Annotated in this window: 19 protein-coding genes; 11 read left to right on the forward strand and 8 right to left on the reverse strand. The window is 59.7% G+C overall.

All coding sequences use genetic code 11. The features are described 5' to 3' along the window. Nucleotides 1-576: 576 nt before the first annotated feature. The 6 genes from narI to GT756_RS09955 all read right to left on the reverse strand — a co-directional run bounded on the left by narI (nt 577) and on the right by GT756_RS09955 (nt 9,477). On the reverse strand, nt 577-1,257 hold the full coding sequence (gene narI / locus GT756_RS09930; protein ID WP_049092370.1) for a respiratory nitrate reductase subunit gamma: 681 nt from the start codon (nt 1,255-1,257) through the stop codon (nt 577-579). Continuing rightward, nucleotides 1,254-1,949, reverse strand: coding sequence for a nitrate reductase molybdenum cofactor assembly chaperone (narW, locus tag GT756_RS09935; RefSeq protein WP_049092371.1), 696 nt, complete (start codon nt 1,947-1,949; stop codon nt 1,254-1,256). Before narW ends, narI begins: the two co-directional genes overlap by 4 nt. Continuing rightward, nucleotides 1,949-3,493, reverse strand: coding sequence for a nitrate reductase subunit beta (narH, locus tag GT756_RS09940; RefSeq protein ID WP_087770997.1), 1,545 nt, complete (start codon nt 3,491-3,493; stop codon nt 1,949-1,951). Before narH ends, narW begins: the two co-directional genes overlap by 1 nt. Next, nucleotides 3,490-7,230 (reverse strand): nitrate reductase subunit alpha, encoded by a 3,741-nt coding sequence (locus GT756_RS09945; protein ID WP_160124736.1) that lies wholly within the window; start codon nt 7,228-7,230, stop codon nt 3,490-3,492. Before GT756_RS09945 ends, narH begins: the two co-directional genes overlap by 4 nt. 113 nt (nt 7,231-7,343) lie before the next feature. Next, the gene (locus GT756_RS09950) at nt 7,344-8,726 is read right to left on the reverse strand and encodes a NarK family nitrate/nitrite MFS transporter (RefSeq protein ID WP_023289860.1); all 1,383 of its coding nucleotides are present in this window, start codon (nt 8,724-8,726) and stop codon (nt 7,344-7,346) included. A gap of 175 nt (nt 8,727-8,901) precedes the next feature. Next, nucleotides 8,902-9,477, reverse strand: coding sequence for a TetR family transcriptional regulator (locus GT756_RS09955; protein ID WP_004202704.1), 576 nt, complete (start codon nt 9,475-9,477; stop codon nt 8,902-8,904). Between the two features lie 119 nt (nt 9,478-9,596). Here GT756_RS09955 and kmrA point away from each other — a divergent pair, with 119 nt between their 5' ends. Further along, entirely contained in the window at nt 9,597-11,096 is a 1,500-nt protein-coding gene (gene kmrA / locus GT756_RS09960; protein ID WP_160124737.1) for an efflux MFS transporter KmrA, read from the forward strand. On the opposite strand, the gene GT756_RS09965 is transcribed toward kmrA, so the two are convergent. Then, nucleotides 11,091-11,981 (reverse strand): IclR family transcriptional regulator C-terminal domain-containing protein, encoded by an 891-nt coding sequence (locus tag GT756_RS09965; protein ID WP_072140467.1) that lies wholly within the window; start codon nt 11,979-11,981, stop codon nt 11,091-11,093. The genes kmrA and GT756_RS09965 overlap by 6 nt on opposite strands. Before the next feature lie 117 nt (nt 11,982-12,098). Here GT756_RS09965 and GT756_RS09970 point away from each other — a divergent pair, with 117 nt between their 5' ends. The 7 genes from GT756_RS09970 to benD all read left to right on the forward strand — a co-directional run bounded on the left by GT756_RS09970 (nt 12,099) and on the right by benD (nt 18,354). Further along, the gene (locus GT756_RS09970; protein ID WP_174562431.1) at nt 12,099-13,262 is read left to right on the forward strand and encodes a muconate cycloisomerase family protein; all 1,164 of its coding nucleotides are present in this window, start codon (nt 12,099-12,101) and stop codon (nt 13,260-13,262) included. Between the two features lie 19 nt (nt 13,263-13,281). Next, nucleotides 13,282-13,572 (forward strand): muconolactone Delta-isomerase, encoded by a 291-nt coding sequence (gene catC / locus GT756_RS09975; protein WP_004202698.1) that lies wholly within the window; start codon nt 13,282-13,284, stop codon nt 13,570-13,572. A 69-nt stretch (nt 13,573-13,641) separates the two neighbouring features. Next, nucleotides 13,642-14,568: a catechol 1,2-dioxygenase gene (gene catA, locus GT756_RS09980; protein ID WP_053810331.1), complete on the forward strand. Its 927-nt coding sequence runs from the start codon at nt 13,642-13,644 to the stop codon at nt 14,566-14,568. A gap of 109 nt (nt 14,569-14,677) precedes the next feature. Further along, entirely contained in the window at nt 14,678-16,060 is a 1,383-nt protein-coding gene (locus GT756_RS09985; protein WP_032456123.1) for a Rieske 2Fe-2S domain-containing protein, read from the forward strand. Beyond that, the gene (benB, locus tag GT756_RS09990) at nt 16,060-16,545 is read left to right on the forward strand and encodes a benzoate 1,2-dioxygenase small subunit (RefSeq protein ID WP_023318372.1); all 486 of its coding nucleotides are present in this window, start codon (nt 16,060-16,062) and stop codon (nt 16,543-16,545) included. The genes GT756_RS09985 and benB overlap by 1 nt, the downstream gene beginning before the upstream one ends. 9 nt (nt 16,546-16,554) lie before the next feature. Further along, complete coding sequence (benC, locus tag GT756_RS09995; RefSeq protein ID WP_108433560.1) at nt 16,555-17,571, forward strand: benzoate 1,2-dioxygenase electron transfer component BenC; 1,017 nt, start codon at nt 16,555-16,557, stop codon at nt 17,569-17,571. A 9-nt stretch (nt 17,572-17,580) separates the two neighbouring features. Continuing rightward, nucleotides 17,581-18,354: a benzoate diol dehydrogenase BenD gene (benD, locus tag GT756_RS10000; protein WP_023318370.1), complete on the forward strand. Its 774-nt coding sequence runs from the start codon at nt 17,581-17,583 to the stop codon at nt 18,352-18,354. Here the strand turns inward: benD and yddG are convergent. Further along, on the reverse strand, nt 18,351-19,229 hold the full coding sequence (yddG, locus tag GT756_RS10005) for an aromatic amino acid DMT transporter YddG (protein ID WP_004202687.1): 879 nt from the start codon (nt 19,227-19,229) through the stop codon (nt 18,351-18,353). The two genes, benD and yddG, sit on opposite strands and share 4 nt — an antisense overlap. A gap of 225 nt (nt 19,230-19,454) precedes the next feature. Here yddG and fdnG point away from each other — a divergent pair, with 225 nt between their 5' ends. Genes fdnG through fdnI form a run of 3 tightly spaced genes read left to right on the forward strand, consistent with a single transcriptional unit; the run spans nt 19,455 to nt 24,047 of the window. Continuing rightward, nucleotides 19,455-22,502, forward strand: coding sequence for a formate dehydrogenase-N subunit alpha (fdnG, locus tag GT756_RS10010; RefSeq protein WP_085956532.1), 3,048 nt, complete (start codon nt 19,455-19,457; stop codon nt 22,500-22,502). Between the two features lie 11 nt (nt 22,503-22,513). Then, a complete protein-coding gene (gene fdxH / locus GT756_RS10015; protein ID WP_043519640.1) occupies nt 22,514-23,398 on the forward strand; it encodes a formate dehydrogenase subunit beta in 885 nt (294 codons plus the stop codon). Then, nucleotides 23,391-24,047 (forward strand): formate dehydrogenase-N subunit gamma, encoded by a 657-nt coding sequence (gene fdnI, locus GT756_RS10020; RefSeq protein WP_004202678.1) that lies wholly within the window; start codon nt 23,391-23,393, stop codon nt 24,045-24,047. The genes fdxH and fdnI overlap by 8 nt, the downstream gene beginning before the upstream one ends. Nucleotides 24,048-24,095: the final 48 nt, after the last annotated feature.

Here is a 24,095-nt window from a genome sequence, read left to right on the forward strand (position 1 = left end):
GCCGTCACCCGGCATAAAAGTGGCTCCGTGCCCACAGTCATCGCCCGGCGGCGCTGCGCCTGCGCGGGCCTACGGGGTGTGAGCCTGTGAGTGGATCCTGTAGGCCGGGTAAGGCGCAGCCGCCACCCGGCATAAAAGTGGCTCCGTGCCCACAGTCATCGCCTGGCGGCGCTGCGCCTGCGTGGGCCTATGGGGTGTGAGCCTGTGAGTGGATCCTGTAGGCCGGGTAAGGCGTAGCCGTCACCCGGCATAAAAGTGGCTCCGTGCCCACAGTCATCGCCCGGCGGCGCTGCGCTTGCGCGGGCCTACGGGATGTGAGCCTGTGAGTGGATTCTGTAGGCCGGGTAAGGCGCAGCCGCCACCCGGCGAAATCAAGGATACCGTGCCTGATATCTTGCCCGGCAGCGCTGCGCCTGCGTGGGCCTACGGGGTGTGAGCCTGTGAGTGGATCCTGTAGGCCGGGTAAGGCGCAGCCGCCATCCGGCATAAAGGCTGGAACCGGGGCCGATAAATATGACCCGGAGTCGGCACGAGCGCCTCGTCCGGGCTACCGGTAAGGATGAATGATAAACGCCGTCAGCGTCGGGAGCGCACCACCTGGTAACGGCGGGTGAAATACTCCACCGGCGCACTCCAGACGTGAACCAGACGGGTGAACGGGAAGATCAGGAAGATGGTCATCCCCAGCACCAGGTGTACGCGGTAAATCCACGCCACGCCGTCCAGATGCGCCGAGGCGCCGCCGTGGAAGGTGACCACCGCCTGCGCCCAGTCCACCAGCTTGAGCATTTCGCTGCCGTCCGGATGCTGGGCGGAGAAGGGGATCGTCGTCAGCCCCAGCGCGCACTGAATCAGCAAAATGCACAGGATCAGAATATCAGCCGTGGTGGAGGTGGCGCGAATGCGCGGGTTGGTCAGGCGGCGCGCCAGCAGGCCGATGCCGCCCACCAGGGTGAGCGCCCCGCACACGCCGCCGAGGATCATCGCCATCAGCTGCTTCTGCGACATCGGCAGGAACCACGAGTAGACCCAGTGCGGGGTCAGCATGCCAAAGAGATGGCCGAAAAAAATGCCGAGAATGCCGATATGAAACAAGTTCGACCATAGCACCATCCCGCGTTTATCCAGCATCTGGCTGGATGACGCGCGCCAGGTATACTGCCCATAGTCGTAGCGTAGCCAGCTGCCGAGCAGAAACACGGCGCCGCAAAGGTAAGGGTAGATATCGTAAAAGAAGACGTTCAGATACTGGATCATTTCGGGCCTCCGGCGCGGATGTCGACGTACAGCGGCGCCACATCCTGGCTAAAGCGTCGTTGATAAGCTTGCATAGGCGAGCTGTCGCAAGCGGTCGCATTATCTTCAATAAACTTCACCTGCTCTTCTTCCCACACTTCGTCCAGCGCCTGAGAGGTATCGTCGCGCTTTTCTCCCGCCACCTGTTTGGTGACACTGTCACTGGTGAGCGGGCTTTTTGCCAGCGCCAGCAGGGCGTCAAACAGTTGATAATACGAGCATTCTCGTTGCTTCAGGCGGCCGCCGATCAGCGCCAGAATCGGCGCGATATTCTGCAGCCCTTCGCGGGCGTCGGCGAGGGGTAAAATACTGAGATACTCCAGATACAGCGGCAGATAGTCGGGCAGTTCACGGCAATCGATCAGCAGACCTGCCTGCTGATACTGATTCATCAGGTCCACCATCGCCTGGCCACGGTCGCGGGACTCAGCATGCACATGTTCAAACAGCAGCAGCGAGGTGGCGCGCCCTCGCTCGAACACCTCGCACCAGTCGGCCTGGCGATCCAACAGCGGCGCCGCCAGCAGCTCCCCGACAAAGGGCGTCAGGGAAGGGATATCGGCGCTGACCAGCGCCAGGGCTTCGTCGCGGTTCTCCCACAGCACCTCGTCGGGATACTCCAGCAGCAGACCGAGCACTTTCAGGATCCGCATCACTCTCCCTCCCCATGCTTACGCACGCCGCTGACGTCGATGGCGTCAATCCGCCGGCTGTTAAACAGGTTGAATTTCGTATCTGACCCGTGGCAGCCGTCGCCGAAGGTAAAGCCGCAGCCGTTGCGTTCCGGGAAGGCATCCTCCGCCAGTTCGCGATGGCTGGTGGGGATCACGAAGCGGTCTTCGTAGTTGGCGATCGCCAGATAGCGATACATCTCTTCGACCTGCTCAACGCTGAGTCCCACCTCTTCAATTGCCCGGGTATCGGTCACGCCCTCAACGGTTTGCGAGCGCTTGTAGTGGCGCATCGCCATCATCCGTTTCAGCGCGCGCAATACCGGTCCGGTATCCCCGGCGCTCAACAGGTTCGCCAGGTACTGGACCGGAATGCGCAGGCTCTCCACCGCCGGCAGGATGGCGCCGTTGTTGGGCAGGCCGCCGGCGTCGGCAACCGACTGGATCGGCGACAGGGGCGGCACATACCAGACCATCGGCAGGGTGCGATACTCCGGATGCAGCGGCAGGGCCAGCTTCCAGTCCATCGCCAGCTTATAGACCGGCGATTTCTGCGCCGCCTCAATGACATTGTGGGGGATGCCTTGTTTTAACGCTTCCTCGATGACCGCCGGATCGTTTGGATTAAGGAATACCTCGCACTGGCGCTCATAGAGGTCGGTTTCATGCTCGGCGCTGGCAGCCTCTTCGATACGGTCGGCGTCATACAGCAAGACGCCGAGATAGCGGATGCGCCCGACGCAGGTTTCGGAGCACACCGTTGGCTGCCCGGACTCAATGCGCGGATAGCAGAAGATGCATTTTTCCGACTTACCGCTCTTCCAGTTAAAGTAGATTTTTTTATATGGACAGCCGCTGATGCACATCCGCCAGCCGCGGCATTTGTCCTGATCGATCAGCACGATGCCATCTTCCTCACGCTTGTAGATGGCGCCGCTCGGGCAGGTGGCCACGCAGCTCGGGTTGAGGCAGTGCTCGCACAGGCGCGGGAGGTACATCATAAAGGTGTTTTCGAACTGGCCGTACATCTCTTTCTGCATGGCTTCGAAGTTACGGTCGCGGGCGCGTTTCTCGAACTCACCGCCGAGCAGTTCCTCCCAGTTCGGGCCCCAGTCAATTTTATCCATCCGCTCGCCGCTGATCAGCGAGCGTGGGCGGGCGGTAGGCAGATATTTTCCCTCCGGCGCGTTGTGCAGGTGCTGGTAATCGTAGGTGAAGGGTTCGTAGTAATCGTCAATCGCCGGCAGCACCGGGTTGGCGAATATCTTCGACAGCACGCTAACCCGATTGCCGAGGCGGGGCGTCAGTTTACCGCTGATGCCGCGGATCCAGCCGCCTTGCCACTTCTCCTGGTCTTCCCAGTTTTTTGGGTAGCCAATGCCCGGTTTGGTTTCCACATTATTGAACCACGCGTACTCCATGCCCTCCCGGCTGCTCCAGACGTTTTTACAGGTGACCGAGCAGGTGTGACAGCCGATGCATTTGTCCAGATTCAGCACCATTCCAACCTGAGAACGGATTTTCATTTTTTCGCCTCCTGTACCTGATCGCGACCTTCGTCATCCAGCCAGGCAATATTTTTCATTTTGCGGATCATGATGAACTCGTCGCGGTTGGAGCCGACGGTGCCGTAGTAGTTAAAGCCATAGGCCAGCTGGGCGTAGCCGCCGATCATGTGCGTCGGCTTCGGGCAGACGCGGGTAACGGAGTTGTGAATGCCGCCGCGGCGGCCGGTCACTTCCGAACCCGGGATATTCATAATCCGCTCCTGAGCGTGATACATCATGGTCATCCCCGGCGGCACGCGCTGGCTCACCACCGCCCGGGCGGTGAGGGCGCCGTTGGCGTTGAACGCTTCAATCCAGTCGTTATCTTCAATGCCCAGCTCTCTGGCGTCAGTTTCACTGAGCCAGACGATCGGCCCGCCGCGCGACAGCGTCAGCATCAGCAGGTTTTCGCTGTATGTGGAGTGGATCCCCCATTTCTGGTGCGGGGTCAGGAAGTTCAGCGCTTTCTCCGGAAAACCGTTCGGCGGCACGGCCTTCATCTGGCTGACGCTGCGGGTATCAATGGGCGGGCGATAAGCCACCAGGCTTTCGCCGAAAGCCCGCATCCACGGATGGTCCTGATACAGCTGTTGCCGCCCGGAGAGGGTGCGCCACGGGATCAGTTCGTGCACATTGGTATAACCGGCGTTGTAGGAGACGTGCTCGCTTTCCAGTCCGGACCACGTTGGGCTGGAGATGATCTTGCGCGGCTGCGCCTGAATATCGCGGAAGCGGATCTTCTCATCCTCTTTATTCAGCGCCAGATGAGTGTGGTCGCGACCGGTAAATTCTCCCAGCGCCTGCCAGGCTTTCACCGCCACCTGGCCGTTGGTTTCCGGCGCGAGGCTGAGAATAACTTCTGAGGCGTCAATGGCGCTGTCGATCCGCGGCCGGCCTTTGGCCGGACCGTCCTGCTTGAGGTAGTTAAGCTTGCCGAGGAAATCGACTTCGCTTTGCGTATTCCACGAGATGCCTTTTCCGCCGTTGCCAAGCTTATCGAGCAGCGGCCCGAGAGAGGTGAAGCGTTCCCAGGTGGCGGGATAGTCGCGCTCCACCAGGGCAATCGACGGAGCGGTTTTCCCGGGGATCAGATCGCATTCGCCCTTGCGCCAGTCAAGCACCTCGAACGGCTGCGCCAGCTCAGCCGGAGAGTCATGCTGCAGCGGGACCAGCACCACGTCGGTCTCTTTCCCGAGATGGCCGACGCAGACCTGCGAGAAGGATTTGGCGATATCTTTGTAAATCTCCCAGTCGCTCTTTGCCTCCCACGCCGGGTCGACGGCGGCGGAAAGTGGGTGGATAAACGGATGCATATCCGAGGTGTTCATATCGTCTTTTTCGTACCAGGTGGCGGTCGGTAGAACAATATCGGAAAAGAGACAGGTACTGGACATGCGGAAATCCAGCGTCACCAGCAGGTCGAGTTTGCCCTCGATAGCCGCCGTCTGCCACTCGACTTCCTCAGGTTTCACCTCATCGCTGGCGCCCAGTTCATCCCCCTGAATACCGCTGTCGGTCCCGAGCAGGTATTTCAACATGTACTCATGCCCCTTACCGGACGATCCCAGCAGGTTAGAGCGCCAGATAAACAGGTTCCGCGGATGGTTTTTGCCGCTGTCCGGCTGCTCGGCGGCAAAGCGGATCTCGCCGGATTTTAGCGACCGCACCGTGAACGCCGAGGGCGATAGCCCGGCGGCCTCGGCCTGCTGCTTGATGGCCAGCGGGTTGACGTTGAGCTGTGGCGCAGAAGGCAACCAGCCCATCCGTTCCGCGCGGACGTTGAAGTCGATAAGGCTGCCGCTAAATTTGCTGGCGTCGGCCAGCGGCGACAACAGCTCCTGCGCGGTCAGTTTTTCATAGCGCCACTGGCTGGCGTGATTGTAGAAATAGGAGGTGCTGTTCATTTGCCGCGGCGGGCGGTTCCAGTCCAGCGCGAACGCCAGCGGCAGCCAGCCGGTCTGTGGGCGCAGCTTCTCCTGGCCGACATAGTGCGACCAGCCGCCGCCGCTCTGGCCGACGCAGCCGCAGAACACCAGCAGGTTAATCATCCCCCGGTAGTTCATATCCATGTGGTACCAGTGGTTTACCCCGGCGCCGAGGATAATCATCGAACGGCCATGGGTTTTATGCGCCGTATCGGCGAACTCGCGGGCGATTTGTTCGATATGCTGGCGCGGCACGCCGGTGATCTGCTCCGCCCACGCCGGGGTATAGGCTTTAACCTCGGCGAAATCTTTCGCCGCATTGACATCATCAAGCCCTCGGTCCAGGCCGTAGTTAGCCAGAATCAGGTCATATACGCTGACCACCAGGCCGCGTTCACCACTGGCCAGCGTCAGCTGTTTCACCGGGAGCGGATGAAGGGTTACCGGTGCCTGCGGCACGCTGCGGAAATGCGGGTTTTCATTGCCGCCGAAGTAGGGGAAGGCGACTGACGCCACGCTGTCGCGAATATCCAGCAGAGACAGCGTGAGCTCCACCGTTTTGCCGTCAGCCAGCGGTTCGAGGTTCCATTTCCCTTTTTCGCCCCAGCGAAAGCCGATGGAACCGTTTGGCGCCACCAGTTCGCCGTCGGCGGTGCAGGCGACGGTTTTCCATTCCGGGTTATTCGTTTCGCCCAGTCCATCCAGCAGGTCGGAGGCGCGCAGCATGCGGCCTGGCACATAGCTGCCATCGTCGCGCGGCTCAAGCATCACCAGCATCGGCATGTCGGTATAGGTGCGGCAGTAGTTAAGAAAGTAATCACTCGGATTATCAAGGTGGAAGGCTTTGAGGATGACGTGGCCCATGGCCATCGCCAGCGCGCTGTCGGTACCTTGCTTCGGCGCCAGCCAGTGGTCGCACAGTTTGGCCACTTCCGAATAGTCCGGGGTGATGGCGATGGTTTTGGTGCCTTTGTAGCGTACTTCGGTGAAGAAGTGGGCATCCGGGGTCCGGGTCTGCGGCACGTTGGAGCCCCAGGCGATAATGTAGCTGGCGTTGTACCAGTCGGCGGATTCCGGCACGTCGGTCTGCTCGCCCCAGGTCATTGGCGAGGCCGGGGGCAGATCGCAGTACCAGTCGTAGAAGCTGAGGCAGGTGCCGCCGATAAGGGATAAATAGCGGGTACCCGCCGCGTAGGAGACCATCGACATCGCCGGGATCGGCGAGAACCCGGCGACACGGTCCGGGCCGTAGTGTTTGATGGTCCAGACGTTGGCGGCGGCGATGAGCTGATTCAGCTCTTTCCAGCTGGAGCGGACAAAGCCGCCTTTGCCGCGCGCCGCTTTATAGCTGGTGGTTTTGGCCGGATCCTGCATGATGCTATCCCAGGCCTGCACCGGGTCGGGAAACTGCGCCAGTGCTTCGCGCCACAACGCAATCAGCCGTTTACGCGCCAGCGGGTACTTCAGACGGTTGGCGCTATAGAGATACCAGGAGTAGCTGGCGCCTCGCGGGCAGCCGCGTGGTTCATGGTTCGGCAGATCCGGGCGGGTACGAGGATAATCGGTCTGCTGGGTTTCCCAAGTCACCAGACCGTTTTTGACATAAATTTTCCAGCTGCAGGAGCCGGTGCAATTCACGCCGTGGGTGGAGCGGACAATTTTGTCGAACTGCCAGCGTTGACGGTAGCTGTCTTCCCAGTCACGGTTGTTGTTGTAGACCTGACCGTGGCCGTTGGCAAAGGTTTCGCCTTTCTGCTTAAAGTAGCGAAAGCGATCCAGTAGTTTACTCATGACATTTCTCCTGCTCCGATGATGTCCGGCATCGTGCCACCCGGCCGGATGAGCGAACGAACGCGTACGCCGGATAAGGCGGAAGCCGCCATCCGGCAGATAAATCGTTATGGTTAAGCGGGTTTACGACGGCCGTAGACCAGCCAGGTCACCAATACGCAAACCACGTAAAAAACGAAGAAGACCTTCATCGCCCCGACCGGCGAACCGGTCATCGCCAGCGAGGTGCCGAAGGCTTTCGGGATAAAGAAGCCGCCGATGGCGCCAATTGCCGAGATAAAGCCCAGCGCGGCAGCGGTATCGGTCACGGCTTCATGCTGCGCTTCTTCTTCGCTGCCGCCGCGCTGCCTCACGCTCTCGATGGTGAGCTGACGGAAGATGACGGCGATCATCTGGAAGGTGGAGCCGCTGCCGAGCCCGGCGGTTAAGAACAGACCCATAAACACCACGTAGAAGGCGAGGAAGCTGCCGGATCCGCTGCCCGGCAGGGTGAGGAACAGCAGACCGGTAAAGAGCGCCATCAGCACGAAATTGACCAGCGTCACCCGCACACCGCCCAGACGGTCGGAGATGATCCCGCCGAACGAGCGCGCCAGCGCGCCAATAAACGGTCCAAAGAAAGCCAGCTTGAGAATGTCGACCGCAGGAAACTGGGTTTTCGCCAGCATGGCGAAGCCGGCGGAGAAGCCGATAAATGAGCCGAAAGTCGCCAGATAGAGCAGGCTCAACAGCCACATATGCGGGCGCTTGAGTACGGGAAGCTGATCGCGAATCGAGGCCTTCGAACTGGCGATATCATTCATACCGAACCAGGCGGCAGCGGTGGCAAGCAGCAGGAGGGGTACCCAGACGAGCGCCGCATTACTCAGGGCCATGGTCGAGCCATCGGGCTGGGTGACGCCATGGACGCCGAGGAAGGTGAAGATCGGCAGAAAGATCACCGCCGGGGCGACCATCTGCATCACGCTGACCCCGAGATTGCCCAGGCCGCCGTTGACCCCCAGCGCGCTGCCCTGTTTGGCTTTGGGAAAAAAGAAACTGATATTTCCCATACTGGAAGCAAAATTAGCCCCGGCAAAACCGCACAGCAGCGCAATAACAATAAATACCCAGAATGGAGTAGCGCTATTCTGGATCGCCACGCCTAACCAAATACAAGGCACAATTAGGATCACTGTACTTAATACGGTCCAGTAGCGCCCGCCGAAGAGGGGTACCATAAAGGAGTAGGGGACCCGTAATATCGCGCCGGAAAGTGAAGGAAGTGCGGTTAATAAAAAAAGCTGGTCGGTAGTGAAATGAAAACCGACCTTATTAAGGTTGACCGCCACGGCGCTGAATAACATCCATACGCAGAAAGCAAGTAGTAAGCAGGTGACTGATATCCAGAGGTTTCTTCTCGCAATGGCCTGACCCTTGTTTTCCCAGAAGGCCTTATTTTCTGGCCGCCAGTTTTTCAAAAGGTAATGATTATCTTTCTCATTTTGTACCGACATATTGCCCTCTAATTGCCCGGAATGGAGTAAATAAATAAGGTCAACAGCTGAATACAAGGTGACGGTGAATAACCCTTAATTGGCGTTATCTAAAAAGCGTAGATAAAAAAAACGTGCTGTCGGAGAGCACGTGGAGAGCGTAGCGGGATTAATTGTTACTAAATGTAAAATTTAACTAAAATAACTCCAGGGTTATCATCTTATTGACGTAACGGCTAAACGCCGTCTCGTCCAGGGTCTGGGTGCCGAGGGCGTAAATCCCGTCGAGGCCGCACACCAGGGCGATAAAACGCCAGGCGATATCCGCCGGCGGCTCGGTCGAATGAAACTCACCGCAGGCGAGGCCCTGCTCAACGATCGCCACGGTCTCGGCATGCCACATGGTCATGGTTAGCAGGTAGGCCGCTTTGATGTCCGGGTCGCTGTCGGCCAGTACCTGGCCTTCCCGCCACAGGCGGATATAGGGTTCCAGCCGGCCATCCTCGCTGCCGATCATCGAGAATAACCGCTCGCGCCAGCTGGCGTCCTCGGCCACCAGCGGCATGTCGAGCATCTCGCGGATAAGACGGATGAACACCTGGGACTTCAGCTCGCCTATGGAGGCGAAGTGGTGGTGCAGTTGCCCGGCGGCCACCTGCGCTTCGCGGGCGATCTGCCGCACGGTCATGGCGCTGAAGCCGCCGCGCAGCGCCAGGCGCATGGCGGCCTGCATAATCCCTTCCCGTCGCTCATCCCGCTGTAAATAGTGCATAGAACCCCGCTGATATCTGGCTTTGGCCGAGTGTAACAAAAAGTTGGACATGCGTTCAACAATCCGGCAGGATCGCCATCCTGGACGTGTGTCCAAGTTCTAACATTGAGGTACAAGCTATGTCACGGCAATGGATGACGCTGATGGCGATTTTGCTGGTTTATATTCCGGTGGCGATTGACGCCACGGTGTTGCATGTGGCCGCGCCGACCCTCAGCGTCGCGCTGGGCAGCAGCGGCAATGAGCTGCTGTGGATCATTGATATCTATTCATTGGTGATGGCCGGGATGGTGCTGCCGATGGGCGCCCTTGGCGATAAAATCGGCTTTAAACGTCTGCTGCTGCTCGGCAGCGCTATTTTTGGCGTCGCCTCGCTGTGCGCCGCACTGTCGCCGACGGCTCTGACGCTGATTGCCTCCCGTGCCCTGCTGGCGGTGGGGGCGGCGATGATCGTGCCAGCGACGCTGGCCGGGATCCGCAGCACCTTTGCCGAGGCCAGCCAGCGCAATATGGCGCTGGGGCTGTGGGCGGCGGTGGGCTCCGGCGGCGCGGCCTTTGGCCCGCTGGTGGGCGGCATGCTGTTGGAGCATTTCTACTGGGGATCGGTGTTCCTGATCAACGTGCCGATTGTGCTGGTGGTTATCGCCATTAACGCCAAAGTGGTGCCGCGTCAGCCCGCGCGCCGCGACCAGCCGCTGAACCTGCTGCAGGCGCTCATTTTGATTGCGGCGATCCTGATGCTGGTGTTTAGCGCCAAATCGGCCCTGAAGGGCCAGCTGGCGCTGTGGCTCACCGCGCTGGTGGCGATCGGCGGGGCGGCGATGCTCACCTGGTTTATCCGCAAACAGCTGTCGGCGGTCCGGCCGATGGTGGATATGCGACTGTTCACTCATCGCATTATTTTAAGCGGGGTGATGATGGCGATGACCGCCCTGATTACCCTGGTGGGTTTTGAGCTGTTGATGGCTCAGGAGCTGCAGTTTGTGCATCAGAAAACGCCGTTCGAGGCGGGGATGTTTATGCTGCCGGTGATGGTGGCCAGCGGCTTTAGCGGGCCGATTGCCGGGATGCTGGTGTCGAAGCTCGGGCTGCGCGAGGTGGCGACCGGCGGGATGTTGCTCAGCGCCTTCAGCTTTCTGGGCCTGGCGCTGACCGATTTCAGCACTCAGCAATGGTTGCCCTGGGGGCTGATGACGCTGCTCGGCTTTAGCGTCGCCAGCGCGCTGCTGGCCTCCAGCTCCGCCATTATGGCGGCGGCGCCGAAGGAGAAAGCGGCGGCGGCCGGGGCGATCGAAACCATGGCCTATGAGCTGGGCGCTGGCCTCGGCATTGCCCTGTTCGGCCTGATCCTGACCCGCAGCTACAGCGCCACCATTGTGCTACCGCCCGGGCTGAATGAGACCATGGCGCAGCGGGCGTCGTCATCGATCGGCGAGGCGGTTAGCCTGACCCAGGCGCTACCCGCCGGGGTAGCGGAGGCGCTGATGGCGGCGGCGAAGGCGGCCTTTACCCAGGCGCACAGTCTGGTGCTAGCGACAGCGGGGGTCATGCTTCTGCTGCTGGCCGCCGGGATCTGGCGCAGCCTCGCCACGGTGAAGAAGCCGCAGACGGCGCTATAGCTGTAGCGACAGGTCCATCGCCGCGCGGCGTAGCGGGGCGAGGGCCTTCTCTTTTAACGCCGCGGCGCTGACCGTCGCGGCCGGCACCCCGACATTCAGCGCGGCCACCACCTGGCCATGACGCGACAGCACCGGCACCGCCAGCGAGCACAGGCCCACCTCTATCTGCCGGTCGGCGAGGGCATAGCCCTGCATGCGCACCCGATCAATCTCCGCGCGTAGCCCGGCCATATCGCACAGGGTGTGTGGGGTGTAGCGAATGAGCACGGCTCGTGACAGTGTCACCTCCAGTTGCTCTTCCGGCAGCGCACTGAGCAATACCCGACCCATCGACGTCGCCCACGCCGGCAGGCGGCTGCCGCGTCCGATATCGACGCTCAATAAATTATTCACCGCCGCGCGGGCAATATAGAGCACGTTATCCCCGTCGAGTGTCGCCGCCGAACAGGATTCGCCAAGGGCTTTGCCGAGGCTGTCCAGCGCCGTCTGCGCCACTTTCGCCAGCGGGGTGCCGGCGAGATAGGCATGGCCCACCGCCAGCACCCGGGGGAGCAGCTCATAATGGCGGCCATCCGGGCTATGGACCATGCCCAGCGCGGCGAGGGTATACAGGCAGCGGCGTACCGCCGCGCGGGAAATTTGCGTTTTCTGGCTTAACTGGGAAATGGTCAGCCGCTGACGCTGTGGGGTGAAGGCGTTAAGCACCTCCAGACCGCGGGCCAGAGACAGCATAAAGTTGGGATCGTGCTCGGCCTGCCTGGCGCTCAGCGTATTGGGGATATTGTCGCTCATCGCATCCTTCTCCGTTGCAGCGTAAAGCTCACGGCAGATCACTATACCTTGCGCAAAATGGGGCGCGCTGAATTGTGCCGGTTTTACCACCACGATCACATTAATAACCGTCTTTTAACAAACGCGTCGATAATCGCACAACATTTCGATTATCGCCGTTGACCATCCGCCAGGCCGAACCCTATTGTCAATGGCACAGCCCTCCCCGTTATGGATGTGGGTACAAAAAGTTATACATCTCATCAGGAAGCGAAAATGACTGCCACCGTAGAACGTATTGAGAGCTGGATTGTGGATGTCCCAACCATCCGGCCACATAAATTGTCGATGACCACCATGGGATGTCAGACGCTGGTGATCGTGCGCCTTACCCGCTCCGACGGCATCTGCGGCATTGGCGAGGCCACCACCATCGGCGGCTTGAGCTATGGCGTCGAGAGCCCGGAGGCTATCTCGTCGGCGATAATGCATTACCTGACGCCGCTGTTGCTGGGGCAACCGGCTGATAACCTGAATGCGCTGACCGCCCGCATGAACAGCGCCATTAAAGGCAACACTTTTGCCAGGTCCGCCATTGAAACCGCGCTGCTGGATGCTCAGGGCAAAGCGCTGGGGCTGCCGGTGTCGGCGCTGCTCGGCGGCGCGCTGCAAACGGCGTTGCCGGTGCTGTGGACGTTAGCCAGCGGCGATACCGCGAAAGATATTGCCGAAGGGGAAAAACTGTTAGCCGAGCGGCGCCATCAGGCGTTCAAGCTGAAAATTGGCGCACGCGAATTAGCGACCGACCTGCGCCATACTCGCGCCATTGTGGAGGCGCTAGGGGATCGCGCCAGCATCCGCGTCGACGTCAATCAGGCCTGGGACGCCGCAACCGGCGCGAAAGGCTGCCGCGAGCTGGCGGCGATGGGCGTCGACCTCATCGAACAGCCGGTCAGCGCCCACGACAACGCGGCGCTGGTGCGGTTAAGCCAGCATATTGAAACCGCGATCCTCGCCGACGAAGCGGTGGCCACCGCTTACGATGGCTATCAACTGGCGCAGCAGGGCTTTACCGGCGCTTACGCGTTGAAAATCGCCAAGGCCGGCGGACCGAACAGCGTACTGGCGCTGGCCCGCGTCGCCCAGGCGGCGGGTATTGGCCTGTATGGCGGCACCATGCTGGAGGGGACCGTCGGGACTGTCGCCTCGCTACACGCCTGGTCGACGCTGCCGCTGCAGTGGGGCACCGAAATGTTCGGCCCGCTGTTGCTGAAAGACGATATCGTCAGCGTACCGCTCTCCTTTGCCTACGGCGAGGTGGTGCTCCCGCAAATCCCGGGTCTTGGCGTCGAGCTGGATGAAGACAAACTGCGTTTTTACACCCGCCAGGCGTAGCGGGAAACAGGAGAAACAGATGCTATTTAAAGTGGATATGACCGTGAATATACCGCTCGGCTTTCCCGTCGCCGAAGCGGAGGAAATAAAACAACGCGAAAAAGCCTATTCGCAACAATTACAGCGGGAAGGCAAATGGCGACATATCTGGCGCGTCGCCGGTCTTTACGCCAATGTCAGTATTTTCGATGTCAAAGATACCGAAGAGTTACATCAAATATTAATGGGATTGCCGCTGTATCCTTTTATGGATATTCGCGTCGAGGCGCTGTGCCGCCATCCCTCGTCTGTTCGTGACGATGATAGCTAATAATAATAACACCTGACCTCATGCCGGGGTGACCCGGTAAATACCCTACAACGATAAGAGAGAATAATAATGAGTAATGCTTTCGTACAACAAGAAGCCGTGCAGAAATTATTACGTGAAGGGGCGGGTTTACACGTCCCTGGCGGAAACGAACGTTTTAAAGCCATTATTCACCGTCTGCTGGAGAATATCTGTACGCTGATCGACGACTATAACATCACCGAAGAAGAGTTCTGGCATGCGGTGAACTATCTGCATGCGCTGGGTGGTCGTCAGGAGGCGGCGCTGCTGGCGGCAGGGCTGGGTCTGGAGCATTTCCTCGACCTGCGTCAGGACGCCATCGACGCAGCGGCGCGCCGGGAAACCGGCACCCCGCGCACCATCGAAGGGCCGCTGTATGTGGCCAATGCGCCGCTGGCCGAAGGTCACGCCCGGATGGATGATGGCGCCGACCCGGGGGAAGTGATGTGGCTGCATGGCCAGGTCAAAGATACCGAGGGCCGGCCGGTGGCCAACGCCATCGTCGATATCTGGCACGCCAATACCCTCGGCAATTACTCCTTCTTCGACCCGAGCCAGAGCGAATACAACCTGCGCCGTCGGATCCGCACCGGCGCCGATGGCCGCTATAGCGTGCGCAGCATCCTGCCTTCCGGCTACGGCTGTCCGCCGGATGGACCAACGCAGAAATTGCTGGATCAGTTAGGCCGCCACGGCAACCGTCCGGCGCATATTCACTTCTTCGTCTCCGCGTCGGGGCATAAACATCTCACCAGCCAGATCAACCTCAGCGGCGATAAATACCTGTGGGATGATTTTGCCTTTGCCACCCGCGACGGTCTGATTGCCGACCCGATTAAAGTGACGGACCGCGAGACTATCGCGCAGCGCGACCTTGAGGGAGAGCACACTGAGGTCTGTTTTGATTTCACCCTGTGTAAAGCGCTCAGCGCCGACGAAGAGCAGCGCGGCGCCCGCCTGCGCGCCAAAGCGTAATCTGCTGTAACGGCCCCGGGCACGCGGTTGCCCGGGCCAGACATTGCACCTGAAAGCTAACAATTCACCCGGTTTATTTCATCCTGAATACCGCAGGAGGGACTGACTCATGCAAAAAACGCTATCAGCGCTTAAAGACAAAATTAACAACGCCTTAATTGTCGATCGTGAAAATCATATTTACCGCTGCCACCGGTCGATATTTACCGACCCGCAGCTGTTTGAATTTGAAATGAAGCATATCTTCGAAGGTAACTGGGTATTTCTCGCCCATGAAAGCCAAATTGCCGAACCGGGTGATTATTATACCCTGACGCTGGGGCGTCAGCCGGTGATTATTACCCGCGATAAAAAGCATGAGCTGCATGCGTTAATTAACAGCTGCGCTCATCGCGGCGCCATGTTATGTCGACGGAAAACCGGGAATAAAAACTCTTTTACCTGTCCGTTTCACGGCTGGACCTTCAGCAATAACGGCAAATTATTAAAAGCCAAAGATGAAAGCACCGGCGCTTATCCTGACACCTTCAAACAGGAAGGATCTCACGACCTGCAAAAGCTGCCGCGTTTTCAGTCCTATCGCGGTTTTTTATTCGGTAGCCTCAATGCCGACGTGCAGCCGCTGGAAGCCTATCTCGGGGAAACTTGTAAAATCATCGATCTGATCGTCGACCAGGCGCCGGAGGGGCTGGAAGTGCTCAAGGGTTCGTCGAGCTACGTTTACGAAGGCAACTGGAAGCTGGGCGCGGAGAACGGCGCTGATGGCTACCATGTCAGCGTGGTGCACTGGAACTACGCCTCCACCATGTCGCGACGCAACTATGAAGCGCAAGGCACCCATGCGGTGGACGCCAACGGCTGGTCAAAAAGCCTCGGCGGCGGCTACGGATTTGACAACGGCCACATGTTGCTGTGGACCCGGGCGCTGAACCCGGAGGTGCGCCCGGTGTATGCCCATCGCGAGCGTCTGCAGGCGGAATTCGGCGAACGGCGCGCCGACCAGATGGTCAACGAAACCCGCAACCTGTGCCTGTACCCCAACGTCTATCTGATGGATCAATTCTCCACCCAGATCCGCGTCATTCGTCCGCTGGCGGTGGACAAAACCGAAGTCACTATCTGGTGCTTTGCCCCGAAGGGGGAATCCGACCAGGCGCGGGCCCTGCGTATCCGCCAGTATGAAGATTTCTTTAACGTTAGCGGGATGGGCACCCCGGACGATCTCGAAGAGTTCAGCGCCTGTCAGCGCGGCTATCTCGGTGAAAATCTGGCGTGGAGCGATCTCAGCCGCGGCGCGCTGCGCTGGGTCGATGGTCCGGATGAGCATGCGCAGCACGCCGGATTTAATCCGCGCTTAAGCGGCGTGAAATCGGAGGACGAGGCGCTGTACATCGCCCATCACCATCACTGGCAGACGCTGATGCTCGCGGCGATTGAACAAGAGCAGCAGCGCTATGACCAGTCGATCACCCAGCGCGTGGAGGTGGCCTGATGCTGAACCTCGAACAGGTACGCCAGTTTCTCTATTACGAAGCCCGTCTGCTGGATGACCGTCAGTGGGATGAATGGCTCAGCTGCTACAGCCCGCAGGTGATCTACTGGATGCCGGCGTGGGGCGACGACGATCAGCTGACGCGCGACCCGCAAAAAGAGATTTCACTTATCTACTACCCCAACCGGGAAGGACTGGAGGATCGTGTCTATCGCATTAAAACCGAACGTTCCGGCGCCAGCACGCCGGAGCCGCGGACCACCCATATCATCAGCAACGTCGAACTGCTGGGGGAGAGCGACGAGGGGCTGGAGGTGCGCTACAGCTGGGTGACCTGGAGCCACCGCTATCAGCACACCGATGCCTTTTTCGGCGCCACCTGCTGCACGCTGACCGAGCAGGACGGCCGGCCGCAGATCGTGCGCAAAACCGTGCGCCTGAATAACGACTATATCCGTCAGGTGATTGACGTTTACCACATTTAAGAGGCGCCTATGACCTTCACTATTGCTCTTAATTTTGAGGACGGTATCACCCGCTTTATTCAATGCCATGCCGGAGAGAAAGTCCTGGATGCTGCCTATCGGCAGAAGGTGAATCTGCCGATGGACTGCTCGGACGGCGTGTGCGGCACCTGCAAATGCCACTGCGTCAGCGGGGAATACGATCTCGGCGAGGAGTATCTCGACGAGGCGTTAAGCGATGAGGAAGCGCAGGCCCGCCAGGTGCTGACCTGCCAGATGGTGCCCACCAGCGACTGCGTTGTCGATGTGCCGGTGGCCGCCGCGCAGTGTAAAACCGCCCTGACGAACACCGGGGCGCAGGTGCGACAGGTGAATTGTCTGTCCGATACCGCCATCGAGCTGGTGGTCGCCCTCGATGAGCCGCTGGACTTCCTGGCGGGGCAGTACGTCAACATTCAGGTGCCAGGCACGCCGCACGTTCGCGCCTATTCCTTCAGCTCCCGGCCAGGCTCGGCAGAAGGGCGTTTCCTGATCCGTAACGTGCCCGGCGGCATGATGAGCCAGTGGTTAACCCTGCAGGCGCGGCCCGGGGATCGTCTTACCCTCAGCGGCCCGATGGGCAGCTTCTATCTGCGCCACGGCGAACGTCCGTTGCTGATGCTGGCCGGCGGTACCGGGCTGGCGCCGCTGCTCTCCATGCTCGAGACCTTGCAGGCGCAGAACGCCGCGCGCCCGGTGACCCTGATGTATGGCGTCACGCGCGACGCGGATCTGGTGAAGACCGAGGCGCTGGAGGCATTCCGTCAGCAGTTAACCAACTTTCGCTGGCTGCCGGTAGTGGCGGAGGAAAACAGTCCTTGCCCGCAGCGCGGCTTCGTCACCGATCATCTTGACGACGCCATGCTGAATAATGGCGAGGTCGATATCTACCTTTGCGGCCCGCCGCCGATGGTCAACGCGGTCGCCACGGCGCTGCGTGAGCGAGGGATCACCCCGGCGGGCTTCTGGTACGAGAAATTTATCGCCAGCCAGAGCGCGGCGGCATAAGGAGGCAGTATGCGTTTTAGCGATAAAGTGGTCGCCATCACCGGCGCGGCCCAGGGCATTGGCCGACAAACCGCGGAGCAGGCGGCTGCGGAAGGCGCGGCTCTGCTGCTCATCGATCGTTCGCCCTGGGTGCATGAGCTGGCGGCGACGCTGGCTCAGTCCGGCAGTCAGGTGCTGGCGCTGGAGGCGGACCTGGAACAGTGGCCGAGCGCCGAGCAGGCGTTTGCCGACGGGGTGGCGCATTTTGGCCGCATCGATGTGTTAATCAATAACGTCGGGGGGACCATCTGGGCGCGGCCGTTTGCCGAATACCAACCGGAGCAGATTGAGAAAGAGATCCGCCGCTCGCTGTTTCCCACCCTGTGGGGCTGCCGCGCGGCGCTGCCGTGGATGCTGAAGCAGGGCAAAGGCTGCATCGTCAATATCTCGTCGGTGGCGACGGCGGGGGTCAACCGGGTGCCTTATTCGGCGGCGAAGGGAGGTGTGAATGCGCTGACCCGGTCGATTGCCATGGAGTACAGCGGCAGCGGTATCCGCATCAATGCCGTCGCGCCGGGCGGGACGGAGGCGCCGCCGCGCCTGACGCCGCGTAACGACGAGCAGCCCAGTGAGCAGGAGAAGGCGTGGTATCAGCAGGTGGTCGATCAGACGGTGGCCAGCAGTCTGATGCACCGCTACGGCACGCTGGCGGAACAGGCAAACGCGATCCTGTTTCTCGCCAGCGATGAGGCCAGCTATATCACCGGCGTCACCCTCCCGGTGGCGGGCGGCGATCTCGGCTAACGGCGGGTCGCGTACCAGCAGAGCAGGGAGCCGAGACACACCATCCCGGCCCCCTGCCAGAACGACCATGATAGCGCGGCGCTAAGCAGGATCGCCGCCAGCGCGGAGGAGAGCACCGGCGTGAAGTAGGAGGCCGCCGCCAGCAGGCTGACGTTACCGTGGAGGATCCCCACGTTCCACGCGGCGTAGGCCAGACCGAGCGCCACCGCTACCGTCAGCAGCTTGATGCTGACCGGCCAGCTGAAGACCATCGGTGGCTGCGGCGTGGCGAGAAACTTCAGCCATAGCGTCAGCGCGGTTAACAGGACGAACAGGGTAATGGCATTTTTGCCGCCGGCATATTTGGCCGTCACCGTGCAGTAGGCCGCCCAGATAAAGGCGCCGACAAAGGCCAGCAGATAGCTGAGCGGACTGGAGATGACGTTGCTGATAATCTCCTCCAGCTGCAGGCCGTGCTCACCCCCCAACACCCAGCCGACGCCAAGCAGGGCGAGAAGCAAACCGGGGATCACCAGCCAGCTGCTTTTCTGACCATTAAACAGGATGGCGAACAGGATGGTCAGGCTGGGCCACAGGTAATTGACCATCCCCACCTCAATCGCCTGTTGACGGCTGGCGGCATAGCCCAGGGACAGCGCGAGGCAGATTTCATAGCTGACAAACAGCACGCTGCCGGCCAGCAGATAGCGGCGCGGGATCTGGCGCAGGTTGGGAAAACCAACGGTAAAAATCAGCAGCAGGCCGCTGAGGCTGTAAATCATCGCCGCGCCGCCGACCGGGCCCAGTCCTTCGCTGACGCCGCGAATCAATCCGACCATCGTGCTCCATAAAATAATGGCGGCGAAGCCGATGGTCGTGGCTCTCTTTTTCTCCATGCTTATCCTGAGGGTTACGCGAATGCAGCCGGCATATATATCATCTTTTGACCGCCGCGGGGCGAAATTTTCCGCCATGGGTAACCCCTGGGGATTAGTGAAAACGGCCGCGGCTGGCGATTAAGGGGGAGTGGGTTTTGCTCCTTGATTTGACGCAAATTTTCCCGGGATTTTACTGTTAGTTTCCTCCGCGCGATGAATCAACATCCTGCATGGAGGAATGCAATGGACGTCAGCCGCAGAAAGTTCTTTAAGATCTGCGCAGGCGGTATGGCCGGAACCACAGCTGCCGCCCTGGGCTTTGCCCCCAAAATGGCGCTGGCTCAGGCACGCAACTACAAATTGCTGCGTGCGAAAGAGATCCGCAACACCTGCACTTACTGCTCCGTTGGCTGCGGGCTATTAATGTATAGCCTCGGCGACGGCGCGAAAAACGCCAAAGAAGCGATTTACCATATCGAAGGAGATCCGGACCATCCGGTGAGCCGCGGCGCGCTATGCCCGAAAGGCGCCGGCCTGCTGGACTATGTCCACAGCGACAACCGCCTGCGCTACCCGGAGTACCGCGCCCCGGGATCCGATAAATGGCAGCGACTCTCCTGGGATGAAGCCTTCAGCCGCATTGCCCGGCTGATGAAAGCCGACCGCGACGCCAACTTTATGGAAAAGAACGAGCAGGGCGCGACGGTTAACCGCTGGCTTTCCACCGGTATGCTGTGCGCCTCGGCGGCGAGTAATGAGACCGGCATGCTGACGCAAAAATTTGTGCGATCTCTCGGCATGCTGGCGGTAGACAACCAGGCGCGCGTCTGACACGGACCAACGGTAGCAAGTCTTGCTCCAACATTTGGTCGCGGTGCGATGACTAACCACTGGGTGGATATCAAAAACGCGAACGTCGTGGTGGTGATGGGCGGTAACGCCGCGGAAGCCCACCCGGTGGGATTCCGCTGGGCGATGGAGGCGAAGAACAACAACGACGCCACGCTTATCGTCGTCGACCCGCGCTTTACGCGCACTGCGTCGGTGGCCGATATCTATGCGCCGATTCGCTCCGGTACCGACATTACCTTCCTGTCGGGGGTGTTGCTGTACCTGATCGAACATAACAAAATCAATGCCGAGTACGTGAAGCACTACACCAACGCCAGCCTGCTGGTGCGGGATGATTTTGCCTTCGAAGAGGGGCTGTTCAGCGGCTATGATGCGGACAAACGCCAGTATGATAAATCGTCCTGGAACTACCAGTTCGATGAAAACGGCTACGCTAAACGCGATGAGACGCTAAGCCATCCGCGCTGCGTGTGGAATCTGCTGAAGCAGCACGTTTCCCGTTACACGCCAGAGGTGGTCGAAAACATCTGCGGTACGCCGAAAGCGGACTTCCTCAAGGTGTGCGATGTGCTGGCCTCAACCAGCGCCGCCGATCGCACCACCACCTTCCTGTATGCCCTGGGCTGGACGCAGCACACCGTCGGCGCGCAGAACATTCGCACCATGGCGATGATCCAATTGCTGCTCGGCAATATGGGCATGGCCGGCGGTGGCGTGAATGCCCTGCGCGGTCACTCTAATATTCAGGGGCTGACCGACCTTGGCCTGCTGTCTACCAGCCTGCCAGGCTACCTGACCCTGCCTTCTGAAAAGCAGCCGGATCTGCAGACGTACCTGGCGGCCAACACGCCAAAAGCGACCCTGCCGGACCAGGTGAACTACTGGAGCAACTACCCGAAATTCTTTGTCAGCCTGATGAAATCCTTCTACGGCGAGGCGGCGCAAAAAGAGAACGACTGGGGCTTTGAGTGGTTACCAAAGTGGGACCAGGCTTACGACGTTATCAAATACTTCAACATGATGGATAACGGCAAAGTCACTGGCTATATCTGCCAGGGCTTTAACCCGGTCGCGTCCTTCCCGGACAAAAACAAAGTGGTTCGCAGCCTGAGCAAGCTGAAGTATATGGTGGTTATCGATCCGCTGGTCACCGAAACTTCCACTTTCTGGCAGAACCACGGCGAGTCTAATGACGTCGACCCGTCGACGATTCAGACGGAAGTCTTCCGCCTGCCATCGACCTGCTTTGCCGAAGAGGACGGTTCGATCGCCAACTCCGGCCGCTGGCTGCAGTGGCACTGGAAAGGTCAGGATGCCCCAGGTGAAGCACGTAACGACGGCGAGATCCTGGCCGGGATTTACCATCGCCTGCGCGAACTGTACCGCACCGAAGGCGGGAAGGGTGCGGAACCCCTGCTGAAGATGAGCTGGCGCTATAAGCAGCCGGACCATCCGGAATCGGAAGAAGTCGCGAAAGAGAACAACGGCTACGCATTGGCGGATCTTTATGACGCCAACGGCACCCTGGTGGCGAAAAAAGGCCAGCTGCTGAACAGCTTCGCGCTGCTGCGTGACGACGGGACGACGGCGTCTTCCTGTTGGATCTATGCCGGCAGCTGGACGGAGCAGGGCAACCAGATGGCGAATCGCGATAATGCCGACCCTTCGGGTCTGGGCAATACGCTGGGCTGGGCCTGGGCGTGGCCGCTTAATCGCCGGGTGCTCTATAACCGCGCTTCGGCCGATATCAACGGCAAGCCGTGGGATGCGAAGCGGATGCTGATCCAGTGGAACGGCAGCAAGTGGGTCGGGAATGATATTCCGGACTTCAATACCGCGCCGCCGGGGAGCAACACCGGGCCATTTATCATGCAGCAGGAGGGGCTGGGTCGCCTGTTCGCGCTGGATAAGCTGGCGGAAGGACCGTTCCCGGAACACTACGAGCCGATGGAAACCCCGCTTGGCACTAACCCGCTGCACCCGAAGGTGGTCTCCAGCCCGGTGGTGCGTTTGTATGAAGAGGACGCCATCCGCTTAGGTAAGAAGGATAAGTTCCCGTATGTCGGGACCACCTATCGTCTGACCGAGCATTTCCATACCTGGACCAAGCATGCGCTGCTCAATTCCATCGCGCAGCCGGAACAGTTTGTCGAAATTAGCGAAGGGCTGGCAAAAGCGAAAGGGATTGCCAACGGCGACCGGGTGAAAGTCAGCAGCCAGCGCGGCTTTATTCGCGCGGTAGCGGTGGTGACGCGTCGCCTGCAAACGCTCAACGTCAACGGCCAGCAGGTGGAGACCGTCGGGATCCCGCTGCACTGGGGTTTTGAAGGCGTGGCTCGCAAAGGCTATATCGCTAACACCCTGACGCCGAACGTTGGCGATTCCAACTCGCAAACGCCGGAATATAAGGCGTTTCTGGTCAACATCGAGAAAGCGTAAGGAGCGATTCAATGGCGATGGAAACACAAGACATTATTAAACGCTCCGCGACCAACCCGATCACCCCCGCGCCGCGCGCGCGGGACCATAAGGCGGAAGTCGCCAAGCTTATCGATGTCTCCTCCTGCGTGGGCTGTAAAGCCTGCCAGGTGGCCTGCTCCGAGTGGAATGACATCCGCGATGACGTGGGGCACTGCGTCGGGGTGTACGATAACCCGGCGGATCTTAGCGCCAAATCCTGGACGGTAATGCGCTTTAGCGAGACCGAACAGAACGGCAAGCTGGAGTGGCTTATCCGCAAGGATGGTTGTATGCACTGCGCAGAGCCGGGGTGTCTGAAGGCCTGCCCATCCGCCGGGGCGATTATTCAGTACGCCAACGGCATCGTCGATTTTCAGCAGGAAAACTGCATCGGCTGCGGCTACTGCATTGCTGGCTGTCCCTTTAACGTACCGCGTCTCAATAAAGAGGATAACCGGGTCTATAAATGCACCCTGTGCGTGGACCGGGTCAGCGTCGGTCAGGAACCGGCGTGCGTGAAAACCTGTCCTACCGGCGCGATCCACTTCGGTACGAAGAAAGAGATGCTGGAGGTGGCCGAGGAGCGGGTGGCTAAGCTGAAAAAACGCGGTTATGCCAGGGCCGGGATTTACAACCCGCAGGGCGTCGGCGGCACCCACGTGATGTACGTCCTGCATCATGCCGACCAGCCCGAGCTGTATCACAAGCTGCCGAAGGAACCGCAGATCGATACCAGTATCAATCTGTGGAAGGGGGCGCTGAAGCCGCTGTCGGCGGCGGGCTTTATCGCCACCTTTGCCGGGCTTATCTATCACTACATCGGTATCGGGCCGAACAAGGAAGTTGACGACGATGAGGAGAAGCATGATGAGTAAATCGAAGATGATAGTGCGCACGACCTTTATCGATCGCGCCTGTCACTGGACGGTGGTTATCTGTTTCTTCCTCGTGGCGCTGTCGGGAATATCGTTTTTCTTCCCGACGCTGCAGTGGCTGACGGAAACCTTCGGTACCCCGCAGATGGGGCGTATTCTGCACCCCTTCTTTGGCGTGCTGATTTTTGTCGCCCTGATGTTTATGTTCGTTCGTTTTGTCCACCACAACATCCCGGATAAACAGGATATTCCGTGGCTGAAAGGTATCGTCGAGGTGCTGAAAGGCAACGAGCATAAGGTGGCGCGCGTCGGTAAATATAACGCCGGGCAGAAGATGATGTTCTGGACCATCATGAGCATGATTTTCGTGCTGCTGGTGACCGGGGTGATTATCTGGCGGCCCTGGTTTGCCCAATATTTCCCGATTCCGGTGATTCGCTATAGCCTGCTGATACACGCCACTTCGGCCATTATTCTGATCCACGCCATCCTTATCCATATGTATATGGCGTTCTGGGTGAAGGGGTCGATTAAGGGGATGATTGAAGGCAAAGTCAGCCGCCGCTGGGCGAAGAAACACCACCCGCGCTGGTATCGCGATGTCGAACGCCTTGAAGCGATGAAAGAGAGTCGCGAAGGGATGAAGTAAGCCTTCACGGCGCGAAACCCGCTCCGGAGATGTCGGAGCGGGTTCCCG

This window comes from Klebsiella sp. Q2, from assembly GCF_009900705.1.
Classification (GTDB): domain Bacteria; phylum Pseudomonadota; class Gammaproteobacteria; order Enterobacterales; family Enterobacteriaceae; genus Klebsiella; species Klebsiella quasipneumoniae.

What these genes read in the sequence shown, in the direction of transcription:
- narI (WP_049092370.1), bottom strand. Translation starts at nt 1,257, where the DNA reads ATGATCCAGTATCTGAACGTCTTCTTTTACGATATCTACCCTTACCTT.
- narW (WP_049092371.1), bottom strand. Translation starts at nt 1,949, where the DNA reads ATGCGGATCCTGAAAGTGCTCGGTCTGCTGCTGGAGTATCCCGACGAG.
- narH (WP_087770997.1), bottom strand. Translation starts at nt 3,493, where the DNA reads ATGAAAATCCGTTCTCAGGTTGGAATGGTGCTGAATCTGGACAAATGC.
- GT756_RS09945 (WP_160124736.1), bottom strand. Translation starts at nt 7,230, where the DNA reads ATGAGTAAACTACTGGATCGCTTTCGCTACTTTAAGCAGAAAGGCGAA.
- GT756_RS09950 (WP_023289860.1), bottom strand. Translation starts at nt 8,726, where the DNA reads ATGTCGGTACAAAATGAGAAAGATAATCATTACCTTTTGAAAAACTGG.
- GT756_RS09955 (WP_004202704.1), bottom strand. Translation starts at nt 9,477, where the DNA reads ATGCACTATTTACAGCGGGATGAGCGACGGGAAGGGATTATGCAGGCC.
- kmrA (WP_160124737.1), top strand. Translation starts at nt 9,597, where the DNA reads ATGTCACGGCAATGGATGACGCTGATGGCGATTTTGCTGGTTTATATT.
- GT756_RS09970 (WP_174562431.1), top strand. Translation starts at nt 12,099, where the DNA reads ATGGATGTGGGTACAAAAAGTTATACATCTCATCAGGAAGCGAAAATG.
- catC (WP_004202698.1), top strand. Translation starts at nt 13,282, where the DNA reads ATGCTATTTAAAGTGGATATGACCGTGAATATACCGCTCGGCTTTCCC.
- catA (WP_053810331.1), top strand. Translation starts at nt 13,642, where the DNA reads ATGAGTAATGCTTTCGTACAACAAGAAGCCGTGCAGAAATTATTACGT.
- GT756_RS09985 (WP_032456123.1), top strand. Translation starts at nt 14,678, where the DNA reads ATGCAAAAAACGCTATCAGCGCTTAAAGACAAAATTAACAACGCCTTA.
- benB (WP_023318372.1), top strand. Translation starts at nt 16,060, where the DNA reads ATGCTGAACCTCGAACAGGTACGCCAGTTTCTCTATTACGAAGCCCGT.
- benC (WP_108433560.1), top strand. Translation starts at nt 16,555, where the DNA reads ATGACCTTCACTATTGCTCTTAATTTTGAGGACGGTATCACCCGCTTT.
- benD (WP_023318370.1), top strand. Translation starts at nt 17,581, where the DNA reads ATGCGTTTTAGCGATAAAGTGGTCGCCATCACCGGCGCGGCCCAGGGC.
- yddG (WP_004202687.1), bottom strand. Translation starts at nt 19,229, where the DNA reads ATGGAGAAAAAGAGAGCCACGACCATCGGCTTCGCCGCCATTATTTTA.
- fdxH (WP_043519640.1), top strand. Translation starts at nt 22,514, where the DNA reads ATGGCGATGGAAACACAAGACATTATTAAACGCTCCGCGACCAACCCG.
- fdnI (WP_004202678.1), top strand. Translation starts at nt 23,391, where the DNA reads ATGAGTAAATCGAAGATGATAGTGCGCACGACCTTTATCGATCGCGCC.